Genomic DNA, 24868 nt, shown 5'->3' on the forward strand with positions numbered 1-24868 from the left:
CCCTACAGCTGCGCCGACCGCGCCGAGCGGGTGTTGGTGACCGTCACATTGGCCACGTCCGGCCGGTAGCGGTCCTCCGACCACTCCACCGGCACCCCCTGGGCGTCCGTGGTCAGCCGCCGCTCCCGCAGCAGCGGCGCCCCCACCTCCACCTCCAGCAACTCCGCGTCCACCTCGTCGGCGGCCACCGCGTCGAAGGTGTGCCGGGCCGTGGCCAGCTCCACCCCGTTCGCGGTGAGCAACGCGTAGATCGAGCCCGCGTCGAGGTCGGCGCCCAGCAACGGCCGGCCCACCGACTCGACGTACGTCATCCGCTCCAGCATCGCCGGCCGTCCGTCCAGCAGGCGCAGCCGCAGCAGCTGCACCACCAGCGCGTCGGCCTCGACCTCCAGTACCGCGGCGACCGCCGTCGGCGGCCTGCGCAGGGCGACCTCCTGCAGCCGCTGCCCCGGGGTGTGGCCGGTCAGCCGGGCCCGGGTGGTGAAGGAGAGCAGCGACTCGAACGGCTGCGAGGGCACCGCGTCCAGCACCACCGAGCGTCGCCCCTGGCCGCCGCTGATCAGCCCCTCCTCCCGGAGGGTGGCCAGCGCCTGGCGCACCGGTGTGCGCGAGGCTCCGAATTCCTCGCACAACTCGGCTTCCGAGGGCAGGAATTCGCCCACCTTCAACGAACCGCTCCTGATGCGCCCGCGCAGCTGGGCGGCGACGACGCCGTGCAGTGATTCCTTCACAGCCCGACCCTACAGGGGCACGGGTGAACGCCCGGCGTCTTGTAAGGACAAGTTCGCCCCTCCCCCGTCACCTCCACGACAGGACCGTCATGTCCCTCTCCCGCCCTGCCATCCGACTCGTCTGCCTCGACATGGCCGGCACCACCGTCGAGGACGGCGGCACCGTCCTGGCGGCCTTCCACCGAGCACTGGACGCCATCGGCCTCGCCGAGGGCACCGCCGAGCACGCGGCCGCCGTGACCTTCGCGCTCGACACCATGGGCCAGTCGAAGATCGAGGTCTTCCGCGCCCTGACCGGCGGCGACCAGGACCGCGCCGCGCTCGGCAACCGGGCCTTCGAAGCCGCGTACGACGAAGCGTCAGCCGCCGAAGGCGCCCGGGAGATCCCCGGAGCCGCCGACGCGATCGAGCGCATGCGCTCCGCCGGCCGCCACGTGGTCCTCACCACCGGCTTCTCCCCCGTCACCCGTGACCGCATCATCCGCACCCTCGGCTGGGGGTCGCTCGTGTCCCTGGCCCTCTCCCCCGCCGACGCCGGCCGCGGCCGCCCGCACCCCGACATGCTGCTCACCGCCCTGCTGCGCACCGGCACCGACTCCGTCCACCGGCTCGCCGCTGCCGGCGACACCACGAGCGACCTGCTCGCCGCCCACCGCGCGGGCGCCCGGATCGCCGCCGCCGTCCGCACCGGCACCCACACCGACACCGACTTCGCCACCGTCCCGCACACCCACATCCTGGACAGCATCACCTCCCTTCCGGCCCTCCTCGACTCCCTCGACCCCACGTCCTGAACCCGGCCGGGAGCCGCATGGAAGTGGGGACATACGGCCGCGCCCAGGCCGCAGCGAGGGTGGCCCGTCGTGATCAGTAACTGATCGCGGGTCAGGCGGTGACGGCGTTTCAGGGTGTCTCGTCAGAGGACGCCGCCGCGCAGCCGGACCTACCTCGGCGACGGCCCTGGCGGCCTGTGCGCCGAACCCTCCTTCTTCGCGGAGCCGGCCGCCCACTGGCGCGCGATCACGGGGAACAGGCGCTTCGGCCCGCTTGACCTTGTCGCAGCGGCAGGGTTTCTACTGAGGTCATGCGGATCGGAGAGATCGCCGCGCTCGTCGGGGTCACGACCCGGGCGATCCGGCACTACCACCATGTCGGGCTGCTCCCGGAACCGGAGCGGCGCCCCAACGGATACCGGGCCTACAGCGTCCGCGACGCCGTCCTGCTGGCCCGGGTACGGCGGCTGACCGAACTCGGGCTGAGCCTCGACGAGGTGCGCGACGTCCTCGCGGACGACGCGGGCCGCGAACTGGCCGATGTACTGGAGGAGCTGGACGCCGACCTCGCCCGCCAGGAGGCCGGGATCAGGGAGCGCCAGCAGCGCCTCGCGGTGCTGCTCGCCGCGGGTCCGGGGGACACCGAAACGCTGTCCCCCGCGCTCGCCGCCCTCCTCGCGAAGGCCCCGCACACCGCCTCGCCCACCGCCGCGAAGGACCGCGAGCACCTCACCCTGCTCGACACGGCGGGCGCCGGCGGCCAGGAGGTGTACGCCGCACTCGGACCGCTGGCGGCCGACCCGGCGGTGCTCGCGCTGTACGAACGTCTCGACGAGCTCGACGAGGCGTCGACCGACGATCCGCGGATCCCGGCGCTCGCCGCCGAGCTGGTGGCGGCCGTTCCTGACGAGGTGTTCGCAGCGGTCCCCGCCGAGGGGCCGGTTCACGCGGGATTCCAGGAGGCGCTGCTCGCCGAGTACGCCCCCGCACAGGCGGAGGTCATCCGCAGGGTCATGGCAGCGTTCACGGAAAGGGGCCGGGGATGAGCGCAGTCGAACCCCGACGACGGCGGTCGGCCCGGCTCGCCGCCGGGGACCTGCTGCCGGTGCAGGTCCGTCGTCTCCTGGTGCACGAGCTGCGTGCGGCCGCCTCCCTCGGCCGATGGGTCGCACGCAGGAAGCACGGCGTCCGCCCCGGGGACCACGCTGCCGGATACACCAGCCCGCAGACGGCACTCCTGTACGTACTGCTCTGCGTCTCGGTGATCGAGACGATCGCGCTGGCGTTCCTGATCCCGTGGCCCGCCGTCCACCTGGCGATGCTGGTCCTCGACGTGTACGGCGTCCTCCAGGTGCTGGGCCTCCAGGCCGCATGCGTGACCCGGCCGCACGTGGTCGGCGCCGACGGTTCCCTGCGGATCCGCTACGGAGCCCTCTTCGACCTGACCGTTCCGGCGGATGCGATCGCCTCGGCGCGGGTCGACCGCCGCTACCCGCTGGGCAGGCTCCTGACCCTCTCGGACGACGGCGTGCTCGACCTGATCGTGGCCGGCCAGACCGCGGTGACGCTGGAACTGAACCACCCCGTCGTCTTCACCCGCCCCCTCGGCAGCACCGGCGAGGCCCGCACCATCCGCTTCCACGCCGACGACCCCCGCGCACTCGTCGGCGCCCTGTACCCACGCCCCGCCCAGAAGGCCGTGTGAGCAGCGGCGGCGGACGTCAGGAACCAGGCGCGGTGACGTCACACGAGTCGCTGGAGGCAGCGGTCAGGTCCATGTCCCGAACGTCGCAGGCGATCCGGCCGAGCAGGCCCGAGCCATGGGCGGCGCCTCGGTGACGTCACCCGAGTTCACGGTGACGCTCCGACTCGCGGCCGTACTGGCCGAGGCCGGCCACCACACCGACCACCTGGGCGACCGGGTGCTGATCACCCCACAGCGATAGGCGGCCGGCAGCGCGATCAGGACAAGTGCGGCGACTGCGGCTCGGCGAATCCGGCTCAGGCCTTCGTTCCGGTGGCCTGGAACGCCAGCCCGGCACACAGGGTCGTGTCGGCGTCATCGTCAGCGAAGGACTCCAGCCCGCGGACGAGCTCGGCGAGCGAGGGTTCGTCGATGAGACCGGCGGCGAGGTAGGACGGCCCGCATTCGCGGGTGGTCAGCGCGGGGTGAGCGCGGTGGCGGGCGCTCACCAGGAGCGGTTGGGCGACGTTGATGGTGATCTGGGTGAGCGCAGCCTCACGGAACAGGCCGGGCACTGTGGGCGCGAGGTCCGGCTGCCCGCCCCGGAGGCGCAGGAGTTCCCGGTAGAGGTCCACGTGACGGGTGAAGGCGCCGTGGGCGGGATGACTGGACCAGGTGGGGACGTGCGGCTCGAGAGAGCACAGGACTCCGCCCGGACGGAGGAGCGAGGCCATCTGCCGGACCGCGGCTGCCGGGTCCTCCAGGTGCAGTAGCAGGCAGCGGGCCAGGACCAGGTCGAAGTCGTGCGGCAGGGCGGAGAGGTCACGGACATCGGCCTGCCGATAGCGGGGAGGGGTCGAAGCCGTCGGTTGCGCCTGGGCCACCAGCAACTGGGCGGCGCTGCAGTCCACGCCCAGGACGAATCCGGACGGGCCCACGATGTCGGCGATCCACCGGGTCACGTTGCCGGTGCCGCAACCGATGTCGGCAACCCGCATTCCGGGCGCCAGCGCGGCCCGGCGCAGGAGCCCGGTGGTGGCGGGCAGGTAGATCTCGCCGGCGATCGCCAGCCGCTCGGCGGCTTCCTCACCGACCGCGTGGACGTACTGTGAGCGCGCTTCCGCGCGACGACGGTCGGACGTCATCCTCCCCGCTCTCACCCCGCCGGTATCACTCCGACTCCGATGGCCGAATTCCGCTTTCCGGGGCGCGGCCAGTAATCCATTGGATCGTTCACGATCGTATGGCGCCGAGCGGCCCGCTACCAGCACGGACACACCTTCGGCCCGCTTTGCCGCCGAGAACGGTCCGCCCTACGGTGAGCGCATCCGGGCAGCATTCCTGAATTCTCTGCGGTGACTGTGCGATGCGGATCGAAAGGGAACGGCCCATGACGTTGGACATGGCCATCGAGCTGGAGCCCTGGGTCTCCGAGGGTGTGAACCGGCACCTGGAGACCACCAGGGACTGGATACCCCACCGCTTCGTCCCGTGGAGCCGGGGTAGTGACTACACCTCCGAGTCGCCCGAGGAAGGGATGCCGGACCGCGGCGAGCCGGAATCCGCCGGCTCGGCGATGCCGCCGGGTGTCCGCTCTGCTCTGGAGATCAACCTGGTGACCGAGGACAACCTGCCCAGCTACCACTTCGAGCTCGCACGGCGGGCAGGTCGTGACGGCGCCTGGGGAACCTGGCTGCACCGGTGGACGGCCGAGGAGGGGCGCCATGCCATCGCGATCCGCGACTACCTCCTGACCACCAGGGCCGTGGACGCGGACGAGCTGGAGCGGCAGCGGATGCGGATCATGCAGATCGGCTGGCAGGCCCACGCCCGGGACGTGGTGGAGTTCATCGCCTTCACCTCCTTGCAGGAGCGGGCGACCAGGATCTCGCACCGCAACACCGGCCGGCTGATGGACTGCCCGCGCGGGGACAGGCTGATGGCGCGCGTCGCGGCGGACGAGAACCTGCACATGGTCTTCTACCGTGACCTGGTCGGTGCCGCCCTCGCCATCGACCCCAGTGCCACCGTGCGCGCGGTCTGCCGCGAGGTCTCGGCCTTCCAGATGCCCGGTCACGTGATCCCCGGGTTCGGGCGCAAGTCCGCCGCGATCGCGTGCGCCGGGATCTACAACCTGGACATCCACCACCGCCAGGTCGTCCTGCCGCTGATCCGCCACTGGCGGCTGTTCGACACCCAGGGCCTCGACGCCACCGCCAGGTCCGCCCTGGAGGGCCTCGAACAATTCTTGGAGAACCTGCGATCACAGGCCGCACGACAGACCCAGCACATCGTGGACGCCGCCGCGCGGTCATCGGCCGCCGCCGCACGAAGGGCCGCCTGACCATGGCCGTGCCCACACGGACACGGCTGGCCGGCGTAATGCCCAGGGCGCGATCGTCTCGGTCATAGAGGAGGCTCCGCATGAGGACCAATGAGCGGGACCGGTACGGAACGGCGGCGGAGGCGATCCGCCGGCACTACGACGTCTCCAACGAGTTCTTCGCGCTGTGGCTGGACCCGAGCATGACCTACAGCTGCCCCCTCTGGGAGCTCGACGACGACCTGGAGGCGGGGCAGGCCAGGAAGGTCGACCACCACGCCATCCACGCCCGGGCGGTCGGTGCGGCGCGGGTGCTCGACATCGGCTGCGGCTGGGGCGGCACGCTCCACCGGCTGGTCACCCACCACCAGGTCCGGCACGCTGTGGGACTGACTCTGAGCCCGGCCCAGCAGACCCACGTACGTGCAGCGGGTGAGCCGCGGGTGGACGTCAGGCTGGAGAACTGGCAGGACCACCGGCCCGGTGCGCCCTACGACGCCATCGTGTCCATCGAGGCGTTCGAGCACTTCGCCGGCCGCGCCGGCCATCGGAGCGCGCGCGTCGCCGGATACCGTCACTTCTTCGCCACCTGCCACCAGTGGCTCGCGCCCGACGGGCGCCTGTCGTTGCAGACCAGTGCCCGCGCGGAGGACATCACCGAGCGCCGGGAACTGGCGGAGTCGGCGTTCATCCTCAACACCATCTTCCCCGACACCCAGATCCCGGCCTTCGACGAGATCGTCGAGGCCGGTGACCCCTACTTCCACCTGGTCGCGCACCGGGCCGACCCCGACCAGTACGCCCGTGCCTGCGCCGCCTGGCTCGACCGGCTCCGGCGGCACCGGGCCGCCGCCGCCGACCTCGTCGGCGAGCGGACGGTCAACCACTACGAGCGTTACCTGGCCATCTGCACCGAGCACTTCACCGCCGGGTATCTCACCCTGTTGCGCCTCACCTTCCAGCGGCGCCGAACCGTACGCGGGTGAACCGGGAACCGAGAGGTGGAAGCATGACTGCGGCGTTCAGCAAGCGGTTCGAGGTCCGGTGGGATGACGTCGACATCAACGGGCACCTCCGGAGCACCCGTTACCTCGAGTACGCGACCACCACCCGCCTCTTCTTCCTGAAGGAGGCCGGATGGGACATCCAGGAACTGCAGAAGGACGGGATCTGCCTCGTGCTGCTCAACGAGGAAATCCACTACCGGCGCGAGGTCCTGCTGGCCCAGCGGGTCGACGTGACCTTCGAGACCGTCTCGATGACGGACGACGGCACCCGCTGGCGCAGCCGCCAGATCCTGACCCGTGCGGATGGGGAAATCGCTGCCGAGATCCACTCCCTCTCGGCTTGGATGGATTTCGGGTCACGGCGCATTTGTCGCCCACCGGACCCGCTCATGGCCACCATCCGCAGTGCGAAGGCGGAGGACTGCATGATGATCGAAACGCCGAACGTCAACGCGAGTGGACCGGCCGGCCCCCGGCGGCTCTGACCAGCCACAGCAGTGCACCCGAGGCGAACGGGACGCTCTCGGCAGTGACGTCGATCCACCCGGTCCGCTGCTCGGCTCCCGCGTCCCACCAGGTCCGTCCCCGTTCCAGCGCATCGCCGTCCGGCGCGAACCAGTGCAACCAGCCACGCAGTGTCCACGCGGGTTCCCAGGCCGCCGGCTCCCGTGCAGCGAAACGGAGCCGGCTGACCGGCCGCTGCGGCTGCTCCCCGTCCGCCGGGCCCGACAGCACCCGTCGGAACTCCTCGACATCGATCACCCCCGCATCCTCGCGCACCCGGACCCGGAACCCGGCAAGGGCAGCAACGGTGTCGGGGACAGGACGTGGGTGGTTCGCAGGGTTTCGCATCTAGGTGCAGGGCCGCGGTCAGAACGTGCAGGTCGTCGGCCTGGAGGCGGACAGTCGGTCCCTTGGTGCGCCGCTCCGGTTCCGGAGCTCCCCGACATGGCGGTAGTGCCGGATCGCCGGTCCGTGCCCCGATCGCCGGCAGGACCGCGCCCCGGGCCGGCGGAAGCGGTGCGATCGGCAACGACACTGCCTGACGGACTGTCAGTTGAGGTCAGCCGCTGCGGCATCCCGATTCGCTGTTGGGCCTTCGCCGTTCAGCGTCCTGGACTACAGTCGGGCCACTGATCACGCACTGGAGGGGGCTGCCGGGATGGCACGTGCTGACGGGCAGGCCGAGCAGTCCGGGCAGACGTTCGCGACGGAGCTGCGGCAGCTGCGGCAGCGGGCGCGGCTCACGCTGGAGGCACTGGCGGAGTCCTCCGGGATCAGCGTCCGGGCCATCGGCGGGCTGGAGCGGGGGCGGAGCCTCGGGCCGCAGCGCAGGACGGTCACGGCGCTGGCGGACGGGCTGGGGCTGGGTGAGGCGGACCGGGTCCGGCTGGAGCAGCTCGCGGAGGCCGGGCGTCCGCGGCCGGTGACGGCGCCGGCCGGCTGGTGCGTTCCGCCGCGGGAGGTCCCGGATTTCGCGGGGCGGGAGCCCGAGTTGGCCCGTCTCGCCGCGCTGGCGACGACGGGCTCGGGGGCGCCGGTCTCGGTGCTGTCCGGCCCTGGCGGCATCGGCAAGACCAGCCTCGCGGTCCGGGCGGCGCGGCTGATCGCCGGCTCGCGCGGTCTCCAGGTGCTCTACCTCAACCTGCGCGGGCTGGATCCCGAACCGCTGGGGGCACACGCGGCGCTGTTCCAGCTGCTCAAGGCGCTGTCCGTCGCGGACCGGGACATTCACGACGAAGTCGACGGCCGGGCCGGGCAGTTCCGCACGTTGTTCGAGCAGTACCCCGCCGTCCTGATCCTGGACAACGCCCGGGACGAGGAACAGGTGCGTCCGTTGCTTCCCGGCGCGGGCGCGGGGCTCGTGCTGGTGACCAGCCGCCGACTGCTGACCGGTCTGGAGGCCGTCCACCGGCTGCCGGTGCCGACCTTGGAGGCTGCGGAGGGGCGGCGGCTGCTGGCGTCGATCCTCGGTGACGTCGACGGCCCGCGCGGTGAGGGGCTCGACGAGCTGGCCTCGGTGTGCGGCGGACTGCCGCTGGCGCTGCGCATCGTCGGCAACCGGCTGGCCAGCCGACCGGCTTGGACTGCAAGGGAGTTGGCGCACCGACTGGCCGACTCCGGACGGCGTCTGGAGCAGATCCGGGCCGGCGACCTGCAGGTCACGGCGGCGTTCCGGATGTCCTTCGACCAGCTGAGCATGGCGGCCCGGTGCCTGTGCCGGCGGCTCGCTCTGGTCCCGGGCCCGGACTTCGACGTGGCCCTGGCCTCGGTGCTAGGCGGAGCACGGTCGCCGCAGGCCGCGGATCTGCTGGACACCGAGGACGTGTTGGAGGAGCTGCACGAGCTGGGGCTGCTGTCCCAGTTCGACGACGGCCGCTACGGCTTCCACGACCTGATCCGGCTGTTCGCCGCCGAGCGCCTCGCGGCGGAGGAGGAGCCGGCCGAGCGTGCGGCCCTGACGCGGACGATGGTCGAGTGGCTGCTGGAGGTGGCTGCCGCCGCCGGTCTGTGGTTCGACCCCGAGCACGGTGCCCGGCCGGCGCGCTGGCGGCATCCGGTGGACCTGTCCACCTCGGAGGCGGCCGAGGCGTGGCTGCGGGCCGAGTCGGACAACTGGTTCGGCGCGGTCCGGGTCGCCGCCGCGCAAGGTTGGGACCACCTCGTGGTCGAGACGGCGGACGCGGTGCACTGGTTCTCCAACCAGTGGATGCTGTGGGCTCATTGGTACGAGCTGTTCACGCTGTCCGCCGCGGCCGCGCAGCGGGTCGGTGACCCGGTCGCGCACGCGACGCAGCTCTACAACCTGTCCTGGGCCACGGCCGAGCGCGGTGAGGCCGAGCAGGCTGTGACGTTCGCTCTCGAGGGGGCACGGATCGCCGAACGGGTCGGCGCGGCACGTGAGCAGGCCTGGGCCCTGCACTTCGCAGCGCGAGCGTTGACGGCCACCGATCCGGCAGCCTCGCTGCCGTACGCGGAGCAGTCCGAGCGGCTGTTCGCCGAGGTCGGCGACTGGACCGGCCGCACCAGCGTCCTGATGTCGGTCGCCGTCACGCTGCTGAGCCTCGGTGAACCCGGTGCGGCGATCGAGAAGCTTCAGGCGGGCCTGGAGATCGCCCGCCGCCCGCCGGCGGGCGAGGCCTGGCAGAGCGTCGCCGACGTTCTGCTGACGTCCGGTCACTTCTACCTGGCCACGGCGCACCAGGCGGTCCGGCAGTACGACCTGGCCGAGTCGGCCTACCGGATCGCCGCCGAGAACGCCGGCCGCACCGGCATGACGCTCCATCAGGGCCGCGTCCAGCTGAAGCTGGCCCAGCTCCAGCACCAGCGAGGCCGACTCGCCGAGGCCACCTCGACCTTGGAGGCGGCGCGCGAGCGGTTCTCCGTGGCGGACGCCACTGCGGAGGTCGCAGCGACGGAGGAACTGTTGAAGGCATGGGGCGGCACGGGCGGTGGCTGAGCGGCCCCGCCGCGGGGTGGGGCTCTAGTGGACCGGCGGTTCCGCCTGCTCCAGTGCGTCGCGGAGGGCGGCTCGGCTGGTGATCCCGAGTTTGGGGAAGGCCTGGTAGAGGTGGGTGGAGACGGTGCGGGGCGACAGGTAGAGCCTGGCGCCGATCTCCTTGTTGGAGAGCCCCCGGGCGGCGAGGCGGGCGATCTCCCACTGCTGGGGCGTCAGCAGGCTGCGGTCCCCGGTGCCGTGGGCCGGTGCGCCGCAGGCACGTAGTTCGGTGCGAGCGCGGACGGCCCACGGCGCGGCGCCCAGCCAGTCGAAGGTCTCGGCCGCGACGGTGAGGTGCTCCCGGGCCTGGGCAGGTGCCCTGGTGCGGCGCAGTCGTTCGCCGAAGTAGAGGCGGATCCGGGCCTGTTCGAACGGCCAGCGCTCGGTGCCGCCGACCGCCAGCGCCTCCTGGTACCGCGACAGGGCCTCGCCGTCGTCCGGGGCGGCCAGACCGGCCGCGGCCAGCACGACCATCTCCAGCCGTGGCGAGACGGTGTGCAGGCCTGCGGCCCGCGCGGCGGCCACGTGGCCGAGCGCCTGCTCTCCCCGCCCGGTGCGCACGGCGGCCTCGGCGGCGTCCAGGAACACCCAGAGGGCCTGCCCGACGAAGGGGGCCGGCGTCCCCGGCACCGAGATGACGCCCACGTGCCGGTACGCCTGGTCGAATTCGCCCCGCGCCAGGGCGATCGTGGCCCTGACCTGCGCGGCGTACCGGCGTACCGCCTCGGCCCGCCGGGCACCGGCCCACTGGTCCATCTGGTCGGCGAGCAGGCGGGCGGCGTCGAACTCGCCGCAGACCGCCAGGACGCAGCCGAGGGTGAACTTCGCCGTCCACGACCGCAACGGGTAGCCGAACTCCTCGCACAGCTCCAGCGCTTCCCGGCACAGGCGGCGGGCCTGCGGCCACTGCCCGGAGAACCACGCCTGGCTGCTCAGCAGGGACAGTGCCTGGATCGCCGGGAGGATGTTGTCGCCCCGGCTGCCACCGGCGGCCATCCGGCGCAGCGGCTCGTCGACCAGATTCAGGCGGTCGCCGTAGGCGCAGGCCGTGGCGACCTTCAGGATCCGGACCGGATCGCGCTCGCCGGTCAGCGCCGCGGCTGCGGCGTCGAGCCGCTCCCAGTCCGACCGCCGGGCCCGCACCGGGTCACCGAAGACGGTTCGCAGCAGGTGGAGGGCGTCGGGCAGCGGGTCGAGCCCGGCCGCCAACACATCGAACTCGGCCCACAGTTCGGGGCGCCCTCCGTACACGCAGACCATGAGCAGGGCCGCGAGTGCCTCGGGCACGGTCGCGTCCGGGCCCCGGGCCGACCGCCGTTGCTGGGTGATGGCTCCACTGAGCAGGCGGAAGGCCGTGTCGACGTCGCCGTAGCTGTTGAGCAGGAACACCGAGGCGGCCATCGCCGCGGGCAGGGAGTCGGTCTCGGGGTCGGCCCTGCGGGCGTCCTCCAGCAGGCGGGGAACCTCCCTCAGACTCCCCGTCAGGCTGGCTCCGACGTAGGCCGCCTTGGCCAGCAGGCGGGCCCGTTCCGCTCCGGTCGGGCTCAGTTCGGCGGCCCGCACCAGGGCCCCCGCCGCGTTCGGCCCGTCGCCGCGGCGGGCGCTGACCTCGGCGGCCTCCTCCAGCAGGGACGCGATCTCCGCGTCGGGTTCGATCGCGGCCCTCGCCAGGTGCCAGGTGCGCTGCTCGGGCACCCCGATCCACGCCTCGGCCAGCGCGCGGTGCACGCTCCGCCGCTGGTCGCTGGTCGCCAGGTCGACCACGGCCGAGCGGATGAGCGAGTGCCGGAAGGCCAGCCGGCCGGTGGCGTCGTCGATGTGGACCAGTTGCACGCGCTCGGCCGGCGCCAGGTGCTTCAGACCGCACCGGCCGGCCACCGCGCGCCGCACCACCTGCAGATTGCCGCTGCCCTCCAGCGCCGCGACCAGCAGCAGGTGCCTGGTCGGGGCCGACAGGGTCTCGATACGGGCGGCGAAGGCCGCCTGCAGCCGTTGGGTCAGCGGAATGCGCTGGGGCAACGGCACTGCGGCGGTGCGCTGAGGGTCGGTCAGGGCGGCGGGTAGTTCCAGCAGCGCCAGCGGGTTCCCCTCGGCCTCGGCGATCAGCCGGCGGCGGACCCGCGCGGCCAGCGCCGGGAACCGGCGGGTGAGCAACTCCTCGGAGTCGGCCGGGCTCAGCGGGTTCAGTTCGTGGACCGGCAGGCCGCCGTGGTCGAAGAAGCTTCCCTCCCCCGGCCTGGCCGCGCACACCAACCCCGTACCGGTCCCGGCGAGCCGGCGCGCGACCCGTTCCAGGACCGCGGCGCTCGAGCGGTCCAGCCACTGCACGTCGTCGAGCACCAGCAGGCCGGGCCGGACGGTGGACAGGTTCTTGAGCAGCAGGACCACGGCCTCGGCGACCGCGTCGGGGCCGGGGGCGATGCCCGGCTCGATGCCCAGGGCCGTGGCCAGGACCGGCGCCCCGGTCACGGCGTCGCGCAGCTCGGGCGTGGCCGTCAGCAGCTGCACCAGGACCGAGAAGCTGGCCTGGGAACGGTACTGGACGCCGGTGGCCCGCAGCACCCGCAGCCCGCGGGCCGTCGCCCCGGCGGCCGCGGCGCCCAGCAGGGCCGTCTTGCCCACGCCGGGCTCGCCCAGCAGCACCACGGATCCACCCGCGTCCGGGATGCCGGCGATGAAGTCGTCGAGCCGCGCCAGGTCCGGCGACCGGCCGACCAGCGTCCCGTGCGGGGTGCCGGGCGTCGGGTCCGGGGCCGATTCGTCGAGCATGGTGCCGTGCCTCCACCGCTGGTGTACGAGATGGCTTCATTGAAGTCGCCGGGCAGGTCGGTGAACCAGGCAGAACCACGGGCAAAAGTGTGGTGACGAATCGTCAGTGCCCCATGCCACTACGTCAGATGACGGGAGCGGCTCCGGCACGGCCGCTCGTACCGTCACAGGCGGGACCGGTTGTCCGGCCCGCACCTGACTGGAGGATCGATGGACCAGACCCGCGGCAGTGTCGTACTCGTCCACGGAGGCTTCGTGGACGGCTCCGGATGGCAAGGCGTCTACGACGCGCTGAAGGCCGACGGCTATCACGTGGCCGTCGTCCAGAACCCCACCCTCTCCCTGGAGGGCGACGTGGCCACCACGCACCAGGTGATCGAGGGCGTCCCCGGTCCGGTCACCCTGGTCGGCCACTCCTACGGCGGCGCGGTCATCACCGAGGCCGGCACCCACGAGAAGGTGGCGGCGCTGGTCTACATCGCCGCGTTCGCCCCCGACAAGGGCGAATCGGTGGCCACCCTGATCGCCGACCCCGCGCCGGGTGCCCCGGTGCCGCCGATCCTGCCGCCGGCCGACGGCTTCCTGTTCCTGGACCGGGACAGGTTCCCCGAGTCCTTCGCCGCCGACCTGCCGGAGGCGCAGGCCCGCTTCATGGCCGACTCCCAGGTCCCCTGGGGCTTGGACGCCCTCAACGGCGCGGTGTCCCAGCCGGCCTGGCGGTTCAAGCCGTCCTGGTACCTGGTCGCCGCCGACGACCGCATGATCCCGCCGCCGGCCCAGCGCGCGATGGCCGAGCGGATCGGGGCCACCACCGCCGAGACGCCCGGCAGCCACTCGGTCTACCTCTCCCAGGTCGCCGCCACCGCCGACCTGATCAAGCGGGCCGCGCACGGCTGAACCCGGCCCTTCGCCCCCCGATCCCACCTCACAAGGAGTCCCATGAGTACGGAGTTTTCCCGCCGCACGATGCTGGCCGCAGGTGCGGCGCTGGCCGGATCAGCCGCGCTGACGGCAGCTGCCGCAGGGACGGCCGCCGCCGCGGCCCCGTCCGGCAGCGGTGAGAGGAGCCCCAGGGTGAAGCCCACCGTCGTCCTGGTGCACGGCGGCTACGCCGACTCCTCCTGCTGGACCGCCACCATCGGCGAACTGCAGCGCAAGGGCTACCCCGTCGTCTGCGGATCCAACCCGCTGCGCGGCATCCCGACCGACGCCCCCTACATCGCGAGCCTGCTGGACAGCATCGCCGGACCGGTCGTGCTGGTCGCCCACTCCATGGGCGGCACGGTCATCACCAACGCCGCCGCCGGGAAGGCAAACGTCAAGGCCCTGGTGTACGTCGCCGCGTTCGTACCCGACGAGGGCGAGACGCAGGGCGAGCTCATCAGCAAGTTCCCCGGCAGCGAGGTCCTGCCGGTGAGCGTGCCGGTGCCGTACACCAAGGCCGACGGTACGACCGGGACCGAGTTCCACCTCGGCACGAACGGCCAGGCGGCCTTCGCCGCCGACATCTCCGCTGCCGACTTCCGGATCCTCCAGGCCACCCAACGCCCGTTCGACGCCGACTCCTTCACCTTCCCGACGACGGCCGCGGCCTGGCGGACGATCCCGTCCTGGGGCCTGGTCGCGGGCCGCGACAAGGCGATCCCGCCGGCCTGCGAGCGCTGGATGTACACCCGCGCAAACGCCCGCAGGATCGTCGAGGTGCCGACCTCCTCCCACGTCGTGATGCTCAGTCACCCCAGGATCGTCGCCGACCTCATCGACGAGGCCGCCCGGACGGTCTGCTGACCCGACGGCGAACCCGGCCCCGCTGTTCAGTCGAGTACGGCGGTGACCTCGACCTCGACCAGGTGCTCGGGGACGTCGAGTGCCGCGACGCCGATCAGCGTGGCCGGCGGCGCCGGGGTGATCCCCAGCTTCGCGGACGCCCGGGCGATCCCCTCCAGCAGTGCGGGCATCCTGGCGGGGGTCCAGTCGACGACGTAGACGGTCAGCTTCGCCACGTCGGCGAAGGACGCGCCGGCCGCGGCCAGGGCGGTGCTGACGTTGAGGTAGCACTGCTCGACCTGGGCGGCGAGATCGCCTTCGCCGACCGTGACGCCGTCGGCGTCCCAGGCGACCTGCCCCGCGACGAGGACCAGCTTCGTCCCGGTCGCGATCGACACCTGCCGGTAGGCGTCGATCTCCGGCAGCCCGGCGGGGTTCAACAAGGTAACGGCCATGACGGTGTTCCTCCAGAGCGGCAGCGCCGCAGATCGGTCTCTTGTGGTTACTCAGGAACCGTAGGAGAGTGACCGTTGACATGGAAGAACGCACTTTTCGGTGACTGAGGAACCTCATGGTGACCAAGCAGTTCACGGGCTCCCCCGACGAAGCGGACCTCCGCCGCGCGGACTCGCTCGCGCGGGAGATCTTCTCCGACCTCGCCAACAAGTGGGCGCTCCTGATCGTCGAGGCTCTCGGGGACCGCACCCTGCGCTTCGGCGAGCTCCGAGACGAGATCGAGGGCATCAGCCACAAGATGCTCACCCAGAACCTCCGCATGCTGGAGCACAACGGCCTGGTCCACCGGGAAGTACACCCCGTCGTGCCGCCACGGGTCGAGTACACCCTCACCGAACCGGGCCAGGCCCTGCGGGTGACCATCGACGGCCTGTGCGACTGGACCCACCGCTACCTCGGCCACATCGAGGCGTCCCGCCGCCGCGCCGACGCCTGATCGGGGCCCGCTCGCAGCCGGAGACCCGCAGGTCCCGGGTACGCGGTGTGGAGAGGCGTGCTCGCGACCGGTGGCAGTCCACCCGGATCGACGGGTCAACGGCCTTCCATGGCAGTGGCGTTGAAGGTCTCGCGGTACGTGCGCAGCGGTATCCCGACGTGCGCCTTGAACAGGGTCCGGAAGTTGGCCGGGGTGCCCAGGCCACAGCGGCGTGCGACAGCTTCGACCGTGAGGTCGCCGGATTCGAGGAGTTCGCGGGCGCGGGCGAGCCGGGCGTCGAGCAGCCAGCGCATGGGCGGTTGGCCGGTGTCGGCGTGGAAGCGGCGGATCAGGGTCCGCCGGGACAGGCCGGCCCGGCGCGCCAACTGGTCGACGGTGAGCGGTTGGTGGAGGTTGCGCAGGGCCCGGTCGTACAGCGCGGGACCAGCCGCAGTCCTCGTAACCCGACGACAGCCAGCGGCTTGGCTCAGCCCTCGCCGCCGGCCGGCCCGGGCCGTCGGCCTTTCCCGTCCTCTCGGGCGGCGCGGATTCGTTCGAGGGTGTCGGCGGCTCGGCGCTCGACAAGGATCGGGATGAAGGTCCGCACCCTGCTGCCGTCGAAATGGGACCGTGCCTCGGTCAGCGCTCCCTCGACGGCACCGGGGCCCGCAGCCGCGTCAAACCGCAGGTGCACTCGCCGTTCCGCCGCTTGCAGTCCGGCGGCCTGGGCCGCGTTGCGCAACTCGTCCTGGTCCACCCGCTCCTCCACAACGTGTTCCGGTAACTGGTAACCGCACCGTTCGGGAAGCGGCTACCCCCGAACCGCCCGACAGAACACCGCAGTCGGGCCGTGCGACAGGAGGACGAACGCGCGGCCACCTCAACCTCCGATTTCTGTCCGGCGCAAGACACCTCCCCAGGTGATCCGGCTCCTGAGGAGGCGATCAGCAGGGCCTCAACTGCCATCATCTGTATGGCCGTTGCCGGGATCGCCGGAGTCCGGCTCAGCCGGCCGCGTGAGCAGTGCGACGAACCGCCTGAAGGCGTTCTGGCAGGTCGCGTACCGCTCGTAGGTCCGAGCGGACCGAACCTCAGGGCGGCCGCGAGCACCAGGAAGCACCCAGATCCAGCCTATGCCGTCACGGACATGGGTGATCCTGGCCGCCAGCCCCGGTAACGACCCCCGAAGGCTCTCGAAGCTCCGTTCCGCTTCGGCCAGCGTCCCGAACACGGCGGGGGACACGGCCACGGGCCGTCCGTTCACCGCCTTCAGCTGCCACCGGTACCGGCCGTCGGGCCCGCGCTCAGCCCTGAACCCGTCCCCCGGGCGCCCTGCCCTGCCTAAACCTGGCGTCCCGGCGCCATCGCAGGCTGACCTATCCATTGCTCCCCCGGCCTATCAGCAGACGAAGCAAAACTATGTGTGCACACGAGCGCACAGGAAGGATCACAACTGCACAACTTGTCCCGTTGGCCAGGAAGTTCTCCCTCATTAAACTTTCACCAGCCGGCAGCTAGCCTCGCCGCCACAGGGGCCCGATCGAGCGGGGTCATGGTCGATCTCGCCGGAGCGGTCGGCGTCAGCGATCGCCACGTGCTGACCGCCGAACGCCACGAACGCGCCAAATCCACCTGATGGGGGGGTGGTGGCCCCACCTCACCCAGGCCTGACCGACTCGGCAGCTTCCTGGCCCCGTGCGAGCCGGTCGGCGAGCCGAGCCTTCGCCACCATCCATTCGGCTTGCTGCATGGCGTAGACGAACAGGTCGCGCCGGGTCCCGTCGCTCCGGACGAGAGCATTCGGCTCGCGTGTTTGCAGACGGGCGCCAATACGCAGGATCGCCTCCTGCGAACGGATGTTGTCCACGTCGATGCGCCACGCGACAACTGCGAAGCCAAGGGTCTCGAACGCGTGGGTCATGGTGAGCAGCTTGGCCTCTGTGTTCGCTGCGGTACGCCACCAGCTCCTACCCAGCCAGGTGCCCCCGATCTCCACGCGGCCGCCCGTCCGGCTCCAGCTGTGCAGATTGGTCATCCCGATCGCTGTGCCCTCGGTCCGGCTCACGACGGCGAAGGAGACGCGCTTGCCTGCCTCGACTTCTTCGACGCGCTTGGACACGATCTCCCGCAGTTCGCCTTCGCTGTCCGGAGCAGGCCTGCTCAGCCACCGCCAGACCTCTTCGTCACGGCCGCCCACCTCGAACAGAGCCGGGACGTGGTAAAGGGCGAGAGGTTCGAGGCGCACGTGGTGGCCTTCGAGGACAGTCGGCACAGGAGTTGACGGCATGAAGCGACACTACTGACCTGGCGAGCGGCGACTCTGCAGAAGTGGTTGCAGGTGGATCGTGCTGTAAGCCGATCAGTAACGGCTGGGTCCGCCTGGGGCCTGGCAGCCACCGCCCCGCCGTGATGTCGATCTGCAGCGGAGCCGCCACGTGATGCACTGACCCTCTTGGCCGTGGAGAGCCGCACCGGCCGGCCACGCATCGGCTCGCCGCTGACGGGTGAGCGGCTGCCCTTCATCGCGTCCGGACCCCCACGCGGCGCCAGCGGGGCGGAGTCCGGCCCCGTTGGCGCCACCCGCGTCGCCCTCAGCCGCCGACGTGGATGAGGGGCCGGCGGGCGGGGTCCGGTTCGTTCCTGCGGATGATCTCGCGCGTGACGGGTGCGGTGTCGCCGCGGCCGAGAAGGAAGTAGCGGAACATGTGCTTCAGCGGGCTGCCCTCCGCCCAGGCGAAGTAGCAGTGCGGCTGGACGCCGGTGGTGTCGCGCAGGGCAAGCAGGATCGCGGCGATCGCGTTCGGTGCGGCGGGGGCCTCGGCGCGCAGGATGCGGTAGCCGTCGACCTCGATGCCGTGGACGGTGAGGGTCTCGCTGAAGTCGGACGGGTCGACCACGTCGATCTCCAGGAACAGCACGTCCGCACGGCCGGGGACGGGGTTGGTGCCGCGCTGCTCGCTCTCCTTGTCGGCGTACTCGGCGTGGTCGCCGGCCTGGCGGCGGTTGGCGATGATGTTGATCGCGTTGTCGTAGGCGAGGGTGTCGGTGATGAACCGTCGGGCCTCTGCGTCGAACACCAGGCGGTCGGCGCGCAGTTCGGTGGTGCGCGACACGCGGGAGACGAGTGACACCACGATGATTCCGGCGATGAACATGCCGGAGATGGTGATGCCGTCGGGCTTGTCGACGATGTTGGCGATCAGGGCGTACAGGAGGATCGCGGTGAGGGCGGCGAAGCCCGCGGTGGCGGCGCGCCGGCGGCGGCGCAGGGCCGAGACGGTGACTGCGAACGCGCCGGAGACCATCATGGCCAGGATGCCGGTGGCGTAGGCGCCGGCCTGGGCGTTGACGTCGGCGTCGAAGGCAATGGTGATGAAGACGCACAGCGCGGTGTACACCAGGACGACCGGGCGTACGGCCCGTCCCCATTCGGGTGCCATGCCGTAGTCGGGCAGGTAGCGGGGGACGATGTTGACGAGGCCGGCCATGGCGGAGGCGCCCGCGAACCAGAGGATGAGGATGGTGCTGATGTCGTAGACGGTGCCGAACGCCTCGCCGACGTGTTCGTGGGCCAGCCAGGCCAGTGCCCGGCCGTTCGCTGCGCCGCCCGCCTCGAACTCCCGGTGGGGGATGAGGACTGTCGTGACGAAGCTGGCGGCGAGCAGGTAGACGCTCATGACGAGGGCTGCGGTGGTCAGCAGCCGCCGGGCGTTGCGGATCCGGGAGGCGAGCCGCTGCTCGGCGTCGGCGCCGTCGGAGGCGATGAGCGGCATCATGCTCACCCCCGTCTCGAATCCCGACAGGCCGAGCACCAGCAGCGGGAAGGCCAGCAGGGCCGGGCTCGCCAGGCCGCTGAAGCCGCCTCCGCCCTCGGTGAGGGAGTGGGTCCACGCCGACCACGCGCCGGGGGTGGTGACCACGTCGGCGATCCCGACGCCGATGACCACGGCGTTCAGCGCCAGGAACACCGCGACCAGCGGGATCGCCACGCTGACGGCCTCGCTGAAGCCGAGCAGGAACACCCCGCCCAGCAGGAGCAACAGGCCGACGGTGATGGCGACTTCGTGGCCGTGCAGGGCCTGGGGGAAAAGCGGGTTCTCCACCACGTGCACCGACGCGTCCGCCGCCGACAGCGTGATCGTGATGATCCACGAGGTGGCCACGAAGCCGAGCAGCACCAGGACGAACAGCTTGCCGCGCCAGAACGGCAGCAGGTCCTCCAGCATCGCCACCGAACCCGCGCCGTTGGGACTCTCACGGGCCACCCGCCGGTACATCGGCAGCATCCCCAGCAGCGTCAGTGCCACGAGCAGCAGGGTCGCCAGCGGGGAGACGGCGCCCGCAGCCAGTGCGGCGATCGCCGGGACGTAGGCGAGGCTGGAGAAGTAGTCCACCCCTGTCAGACACATCACCTTCCACCAGACCTGCGGCCGCGCGTGCCCCTCCCCCGCCGCCGGACCCGTCGGCTGCACCCGGTGCCGCAGCAGCCACCCCGCCACAGCACCGGTCGGCTGCCAGCGCAGCGCTGGGCTGTCCACCACCTCTGGCACGGCCAGCCCATCCACGACCTCCACCCCCGTTGATGCCGGCGCGTTCACGTCGTCCATATCCCCTCAACCCCTTCTCCAGCCCCACCAGACAGGGCACACCCAGCTCCAGCACCGCACTCACGGCACGCAACGAGGACCGAGTATCCGACCTCCCAACTCACCCTTCCGACCCCGGGGCACAGTTCGGCACCGCAATGCCTGCGTCTTGTGCCCCGCGCAACGCTCCTCACGCGCCAAGACCGCCGGTCAGGAGAATTGACGATCATCGAAGGCAGGAACGTCGTCGCTGCTCAGCGGTGGCACACGGAGGGATCGGCCGATCGAGGCGGGAAGCGGCCTCCTGCTGCCCCTGCTCCTCGCGGGCCGGTGGTGCTCCCCGTCCAGCGCTCAAGGGGACGGGTCGGCGTGGGCTCGGCCAATCACGGCCTCGACGTGCCGCCGCGCCCGTCCGGGCAGGTCGGCGGTTTCGTCCGGGGCCCTGACCCGGAAGGCGTCGCCGTGTTCCGGTCCACGTCATCGGGGTCGCACTTTTGCGCCCGCTCAGGTCCGGGTGTCGCCGTCCACCAAGGCGTCGAGCGGGTCATGCGCGGTCGGTGCGGGGGAAGACGTACTCGTCCAGGACGAGGCCCAGTGCCACGGCGGCGGGGACCGCCACCAAGGCGCCCACCAGGCCGAGTAGTGCGCCGCCCACCAGGACGGCCACCACCGTCACGATCGGGTGCACGTCCACCACGAACTTCATCGCTCTGGGCATGATCAGGTAGTCCTCCAGGAGGCGGAACGCGATGTAGAAGCCGGCGGTCGCCAGCGCGATCGGCAGCGAGACGGTCAGCGCGACCAGGCTGACCACGATGCCGCCGATGGTCGAGCCGACCATCGGGACCATGTCCATCACCGCCACGAAGATCCCGAGCGCACCGGCGTAGGGGACGCCTGTGGCCGCGCACCAGGCGAAGGTGGCCACGCCCGCGAGGGCGGAGGTCACCAGGTTGCCCAGCATGTAGCGGCCCGTGCGGCTGAGGATCTCCTCGGTGATCCGCTCCACCTCGGGGCGCCGGCTGTTCGGGACGAACCGGTAGCAGAACGTCTTGATGGCGGGCAGCGCCGCCATCACGTACAGGGTCACGCTGATCACGATCACCGACGCGGTCACGGTGCTCACCAGGAGGCGTCCCGCGCCGAGGACTCCGCCGAACACCCCCGAGGCCGAACCGGTCGCGCTGAGCTGTGACTTGGCGCGCTCGACCAGGTGGTACTGGTCCTCGAGCCGGCCGAGCGTGGACTGGTGGTCGTGCACCTGCTGGAGCCAGCCCGGGACGGCCTCGACGAAGGAGCCCACCTCACCGCTGACCGGTGGGATGACCACCGCCAGGAAGCCGGCCAGTACCCCGCTCAGGCCGATGACGACGACCGTCACCGACCAGGCGCGCCGCAGCCTGCAGCGCTCAAGCCAGGCGACCAGGGGTTCAAGGCTCACCGCGATGAAAACGGACAGCAGCAACAGCGTGAGCAGCGAGCTGAGTTGGAGGACCGTGTCCACCAGGTGCCAGGCGACCAGTGCCCCGAGGGCAACCCCGAAGCCGAGGCCGAACCACGACGTGGCCTTCGGTGTCCGACGGCCCGTGGACGGTGGCCGCATGCGGGGGCCGCTCCCGCGCCGGGCGGCGGTGAGGGTGGGGACGGGGGCGTCGTCGGGCGCTTCGGGCTCCATGGCCCTCCTCCTCCGGGAGACTGCATACAGGTGGATGCGCGCGCCGCCGATCGGGCCGGGCGCTGGGTGGCCGCTACCAGCGGTACCAGCGCGCCGGCTGCCCGAGGCGCCGGTGCCGCAGGTCACGAAGCCGACCAGCCGGACGACCAGGACGACGACCGTGACCCACCAGGGGTTCTTCACCGCGAACCCGAGGCCGAACAGGAGAAGGACGAGCAGCAGGGAGCCACGTCGACCTCCGGAGTCCGTTCGGGTGACCGGATGCCCTGCCCCGGCCGGACCATGCGCACGGATGTTCCCCGTGCCGTCGGCCGGCGGCCGCGTCGCGACGAACGGGAGCGATCGGATCGGAAACACCGGGTAGACGCCCTGGCGGCCCCGCGACCCGAACGGTACGAGCCCGGCTCCGAGCGGGAGCACCGGTGCGAAGGAGGCCGCGATGTCCCAGCACGACGACCCGACCGGGGCCCAGGAGGCCGGATCTGACGAAAGACGACCCGGTGCGGCCGGTTCACTGGAGCGCCGAGCAGATCCTGATCGGCGGGCGGGGCACCGCCGCTGGCCGGCAGGTGAACTGACAGGCCGACACCGCACGCGAGGACGGGGCCGGGCTCCTACGGCTCTCCCGGGCCGGTCGTACGCTGTCGGTGCTCTTCTCCCACGACGGGGCGTTCCACTACGCCCGGGAGCGCGGGTCCGGCACGGTGAGGTGGAGCTGGACCGCGATCAGCTGCCGCGAGTGATCACGAACCCGGTCGCGCCGCGGTCTTGCCGAGGAGACCCAGCGGCGGACGCCGAGCCGGGCCGGGGGCGGCCCCGGCCCCGGCCCGGCGGGACTCGTCAGCGCTTCCTCCTGCCCCTGCCCACGGCGAGCCGGAGCACCACGACGGCGGCCGCCCCGGCGAGCAGTTGGACGCGCCGGACCCGTGCCAGGTCTCTCACCGGCCGGGCCTGGACGGGTGCGCGGCCGGGATCGCGGTCGGCCCACTGCCGGGCGGTCCGGGCCGCCCGCTCGTTCAGTCGCAGTGCGGCGCGGGCGGTCCGTTCGAGGACCGGGTCGGGGGCCCGGTCCTTCAGCAGCTGGACGCCGGGCCGGTTCTGGTCGTGCGGTCGCTGGGTGTTCATCGGTGTGGGTGCTCCTCGATCCCGGCCGGGCCGGCCGTGGCGTTGTCGAAGGTCCGCTCGCGGGCGGGTACGTCCCCCCGCTCCGGGAGGGGGTCGGTCAGTGGCGCCGGCTCTTGTCGGGGACGCCTGTGCCGTCGTCGGTGGGCGGGTCGTCGCTCGCTGCGCGGTACGGGCTGCCGGGCTCCGCGGCGGCGGCGCTTTCGGCCGTCGCGTCGTAGTCCTGCCGCACCGGCCGTTGCCCGTTGTCCCCGGCGGCGGCCGGCTCGGCGTGGTCGGAGGCGGTGTCGCCGTACGAGCGGTCGGCGGGCACCGGGCTGTCCGGCCGCCGGTCGGCGCGGGGTTCGTGGTCCTGCTTCCGCATCGGTGACTCCTCGTCAGTGGATCGTCGGCGGCTGCCGGTCGACGGTGGGGTGAAGGGGACACCCGACCGCCGTGGCAGCAGCCGGACCGGCGGCCGTCGTGCTTCAGTAGGGCAGCGGACACCCTGAGGGTGTCCGAAGATCGAGTGCAGGACGTGGCCGGCCCACGCCCGGGAGACGTACGGCTCGTCGCCTGATCATGGTCAGTACCTCCTGCCGTCCTCCCGTCTGCCCACTCCGCCCGCCCGCACGCGGGCCGGCCCCGACGCAACCTGCAGGACCGTCGGGCGGGTCGTCGGAGATCATGGCCGGGACCGGCTCCGTCCGGCACGGGTACCCGCCCGGACGGGTGGAACGAAGGTGGTCTCGTGGTCCGGCTGAGTACAGCCGATCCGGCCGGCCCGGAATAGCGGCGGGTACGGCACGGGCGGGGCTACACCGACCTGGACACCGACGGGACACCCCTGCGCGGCGCCGAGCAGCTGGCCCGGGTGAAGGCGCTGGCGATCCCGCCCGCCTGGCGCGAGGGTGGATCTGCCCGGCAAGCCTTCCTTGCACGGGCCTCACCGCGGCGGGGGCGGACCGCTCGATCGCGCTCGGCGGCCACCCTCCGGCCCTGATCCGCCGCGCCGCCGGCTACATCGAAGAGCTCGGCACCCCCGGCACCGTGCTGGGCATAGTCCCCGAGGTGGCCAACGTTGGCTCCGAGCTCGGCCCGGGCTACCTGCTGCTCCACATCGACGGCGCGGTCGAGGCCCGCTTCGGCCCCGGCACCGACCCCCGAGGGGGCCGGCGACGTCTTCGGTGAAGCCGCCCTCGCCCAGGCCCTGGCCGCCACCCGCAGCCTGGACGGCGCCCCCCACCATCACCCACTCACCGCCGCCCTGGACGCCCAGCACAACGGGTGGCCCAGCCACAACACCGCCCCGCCGGGCAGCTGGGCCGTCCCTCTTCTCCGGCCAGCCAACACGCCCCGGCCGGCCGCGATGTTCTGCCGGGGTCGATTGGGCCCGGCCTGGCCGAGCCGGCCGTGATTCCCGTTCGGGAGCCGGGGCAGGTGAACACTGATCACAGCAGAGTGCAGGTCGGCAGCGAGGAGCAGGGCATGGCATTGCAGCACCCGGCGCGCAAGGGACAGGACGGCCGGCGCGGCAGGTTCGAGAAGTTCGCCGAGTTGGCGTCCAACTTCACCAGTTCACCGCTGTTCGCCCTCCTGTGCCTGTGTCTGGTGGTCACGTTCTTCGCCGTCCACGCGGCCGGGCTGCCGCTGGAGTGGCAGTTGCTGGTCGGTGACTCGATGGGCGCGGTGACGCTGCTGCTGCTGGCCATGCTGAAGAACGCCGAGCGGCGGGCGGAACATGCCATCCAGCGCAAGCTCGACGCGATCGCCCGCGCCATGCTGGAGCAGCACAGCGGGAGGGAGGGCGAGGCCCACGCGCAGTTGCGCGCCGCGGTCGGCCTGGAGGAGCGCCTCTAGCGGACGGGCTGCCCTGAGGCCATCAGCGCGGCGGTTCGGCCAGGCGGACACAGCCCTGTGACCGGCGGTTCAGCAGCGGCCGAAGTCGGCCGGCCGCGTGCGGTGCCTCCCGCCGCCGCTCCGACATCGAGACCACTGCGGTGGAACTGGCGCCCGGGTGTC

At 72.0% G+C, this 24868-nt stretch carries 24 protein-coding genes; 13 read left to right on the forward strand and 11 right to left on the reverse strand.

What is annotated here, in order from left to right:
- Positions 1 to 2: 2 nt before the first annotated feature.
- Positions 3 to 731, reverse strand: a complete 729-nt coding sequence (locus ABT118_RS08125; protein ID WP_350645883.1) for a GntR family transcriptional regulator — start codon at positions 729 to 731, stop codon at positions 3 to 5.
- 89 nt (positions 732 to 820) lie between these two features.
- Between ABT118_RS08125 and ABT118_RS08130 the strand changes: the two genes are divergently transcribed.
- The 4 genes from ABT118_RS08130 to ABT118_RS08145 all read left to right on the forward strand — a co-directional run bounded on the left by ABT118_RS08130 (position 821) and on the right by ABT118_RS08145 (position 3450).
- A complete protein-coding gene (locus ABT118_RS08130) occupies positions 821 to 1525 on the forward strand; it encodes an HAD family hydrolase (RefSeq protein WP_350645885.1) in 705 nt (234 codons plus the stop codon).
- Between the two features lie 290 nt (positions 1526 to 1815).
- Positions 1816 to 2550, forward strand: a complete 735-nt coding sequence (locus ABT118_RS08135) for a MerR family transcriptional regulator (protein ID WP_350645887.1) — start codon at positions 1816 to 1818, stop codon at positions 2548 to 2550.
- Positions 2547 to 3209: a hypothetical protein gene (locus tag ABT118_RS08140; protein ID WP_350645889.1), complete on the forward strand. Its 663-nt coding sequence runs from the start codon at positions 2547 to 2549 to the stop codon at positions 3207 to 3209. The genes ABT118_RS08135 and ABT118_RS08140 overlap by 4 nt, the downstream gene beginning before the upstream one ends.
- A 115-nt stretch (positions 3210 to 3324) precedes the next feature.
- The gene (locus ABT118_RS08145; RefSeq protein WP_350645891.1) at positions 3325 to 3450 is read left to right on the forward strand and encodes a hypothetical protein; all 126 of its coding nucleotides are present in this window, start codon (positions 3325 to 3327) and stop codon (positions 3448 to 3450) included.
- Positions 3451 to 3505: 55 nt separating this feature from the next.
- On the opposite strand, the gene ABT118_RS08150 is transcribed toward ABT118_RS08145, so the two are convergent.
- Positions 3506 to 4333: a class I SAM-dependent methyltransferase gene (locus tag ABT118_RS08150; protein ID WP_350645893.1), complete on the reverse strand. Its 828-nt coding sequence runs from the start codon at positions 4331 to 4333 to the stop codon at positions 3506 to 3508.
- Positions 4334 to 4578: 245 nt separating this feature from the next.
- Between ABT118_RS08150 and ABT118_RS08155 the strand changes: the two genes are divergently transcribed.
- The 4 genes from ABT118_RS08155 to ABT118_RS08170 all read left to right on the forward strand — a co-directional run bounded on the left by ABT118_RS08155 (position 4579) and on the right by ABT118_RS08170 (position 9978).
- Complete coding sequence (locus tag ABT118_RS08155; protein WP_350645895.1) at positions 4579 to 5532, forward strand: acyl-ACP desaturase; 954 nt, start codon at positions 4579 to 4581, stop codon at positions 5530 to 5532.
- An 80-nt stretch (positions 5533 to 5612) separates the two neighbouring features.
- Positions 5613 to 6497: a class I SAM-dependent methyltransferase gene (locus ABT118_RS08160; protein WP_350645897.1), complete on the forward strand. Its 885-nt coding sequence runs from the start codon at positions 5613 to 5615 to the stop codon at positions 6495 to 6497.
- A 23-nt stretch (positions 6498 to 6520) separates the two neighbouring features.
- Entirely contained in the window at positions 6521 to 7003 is a 483-nt protein-coding gene (locus tag ABT118_RS08165) for an acyl-CoA thioesterase (protein ID WP_350645899.1), read from the forward strand.
- Positions 7004 to 7680: 677 nt separating this feature from the next.
- A complete protein-coding gene (locus ABT118_RS08170; RefSeq protein WP_350645901.1) occupies positions 7681 to 9978 on the forward strand; it encodes a helix-turn-helix domain-containing protein in 2298 nt (765 codons plus the stop codon).
- Between the two features lie 24 nt (positions 9979 to 10002).
- Here ABT118_RS08170 and ABT118_RS08175 read toward each other — a convergent pair whose 3' ends face one another.
- Complete coding sequence (locus tag ABT118_RS08175) at positions 10003 to 12786, reverse strand: ATP-binding protein (RefSeq protein WP_350645903.1); 2784 nt, start codon at positions 12784 to 12786, stop codon at positions 10003 to 10005.
- A gap of 210 nt (positions 12787 to 12996) precedes the next feature.
- Between ABT118_RS08175 and ABT118_RS08180 the strand changes: the two genes are divergently transcribed.
- Positions 12997 to 13683 (forward strand): alpha/beta fold hydrolase, encoded by a 687-nt coding sequence (locus ABT118_RS08180; RefSeq protein ID WP_350645905.1) that lies wholly within the window; start codon positions 12997 to 12999, stop codon positions 13681 to 13683.
- A 42-nt stretch (positions 13684 to 13725) separates the two neighbouring features.
- Entirely contained in the window at positions 13726 to 14574 is an 849-nt protein-coding gene (locus ABT118_RS08185) for an alpha/beta fold hydrolase (protein WP_350645907.1), read from the forward strand.
- A 26-nt stretch (positions 14575 to 14600) separates the two neighbouring features.
- Here the strand turns inward: ABT118_RS08185 and ABT118_RS08190 are convergent, their stop codons facing one another.
- The gene (locus ABT118_RS08190) at positions 14601 to 15008 is read right to left on the reverse strand and encodes a RidA family protein (RefSeq protein WP_350645909.1); all 408 of its coding nucleotides are present in this window, start codon (positions 15006 to 15008) and stop codon (positions 14601 to 14603) included.
- Between the two features lie 116 nt (positions 15009 to 15124).
- On the opposite strand from ABT118_RS08190, the gene ABT118_RS08195 reads away from it, so the two are divergent.
- Positions 15125 to 15505 (forward strand): winged helix-turn-helix transcriptional regulator, encoded by a 381-nt coding sequence (locus ABT118_RS08195; RefSeq protein ID WP_350645911.1) that lies wholly within the window; start codon positions 15125 to 15127, stop codon positions 15503 to 15505.
- A gap of 95 nt (positions 15506 to 15600) precedes the next feature.
- Here the strand turns inward: ABT118_RS08195 and ABT118_RS08200 are convergent, their stop codons facing one another.
- From ABT118_RS08200 to ABT118_RS08230, 7 genes are all read right to left on the reverse strand, one after another.
- Positions 15601 to 15975, reverse strand: coding sequence for a helix-turn-helix domain-containing protein (locus ABT118_RS08200; protein ID WP_350646300.1), 375 nt, complete (start codon positions 15973 to 15975; stop codon positions 15601 to 15603).
- A complete protein-coding gene (locus ABT118_RS08205) occupies positions 15972 to 16241 on the reverse strand; it encodes a three-helix bundle dimerization domain-containing protein (protein ID WP_350645913.1) in 270 nt (89 codons plus the stop codon). Before ABT118_RS08205 ends, ABT118_RS08200 begins: the two co-directional genes overlap by 4 nt.
- 900 nt (positions 16242 to 17141) lie before the next feature.
- Positions 17142 to 17771 (reverse strand): GNAT family N-acetyltransferase, encoded by a 630-nt coding sequence (locus tag ABT118_RS08210; protein ID WP_350645915.1) that lies wholly within the window; start codon positions 17769 to 17771, stop codon positions 17142 to 17144.
- 304 nt (positions 17772 to 18075) lie between these two features.
- Positions 18076 to 20049 (reverse strand): APC family permease, encoded by a 1974-nt coding sequence (locus tag ABT118_RS08215; RefSeq protein WP_350645917.1) that lies wholly within the window; start codon positions 20047 to 20049, stop codon positions 18076 to 18078.
- 565 nt (positions 20050 to 20614) lie between these two features.
- Complete coding sequence (locus tag ABT118_RS08220; protein WP_350645919.1) at positions 20615 to 21745, reverse strand: AI-2E family transporter; 1131 nt, start codon at positions 21743 to 21745, stop codon at positions 20615 to 20617.
- 840 nt (positions 21746 to 22585) lie between these two features.
- Complete coding sequence (locus tag ABT118_RS08225) at positions 22586 to 22870, reverse strand: hypothetical protein (protein ID WP_350645921.1); 285 nt, start codon at positions 22868 to 22870, stop codon at positions 22586 to 22588.
- 97 nt (positions 22871 to 22967) lie between these two features.
- Positions 22968 to 23231, reverse strand: a complete 264-nt coding sequence (locus tag ABT118_RS08230; RefSeq protein WP_350645923.1) for a hypothetical protein — start codon at positions 23229 to 23231, stop codon at positions 22968 to 22970.
- Between the two features lie 441 nt (positions 23232 to 23672).
- Between ABT118_RS08230 and ABT118_RS08235 the strand changes: the two genes are divergently transcribed.
- Together ABT118_RS08235 and ABT118_RS08240 are read left to right on the forward strand one after the other, a co-directional pair.
- The gene (locus ABT118_RS08235) at positions 23673 to 23849 is read left to right on the forward strand and encodes a DNA topoisomerase IB-related protein (protein WP_502884513.1); all 177 of its coding nucleotides are present in this window, start codon (positions 23673 to 23675) and stop codon (positions 23847 to 23849) included.
- A 485-nt stretch (positions 23850 to 24334) separates the two neighbouring features.
- Positions 24335 to 24706 (forward strand): low affinity iron permease family protein, encoded by a 372-nt coding sequence (locus tag ABT118_RS08240; RefSeq protein WP_350645925.1) that lies wholly within the window; start codon positions 24335 to 24337, stop codon positions 24704 to 24706.
- Positions 24707 to 24868 lie beyond the last annotated feature (162 nt).

Source organism: Kitasatospora sp. NPDC002040 (assembly GCF_040296785.1).
GTDB lineage: Bacteria > Actinomycetota > Actinomycetes > Streptomycetales > Streptomycetaceae > Kitasatospora.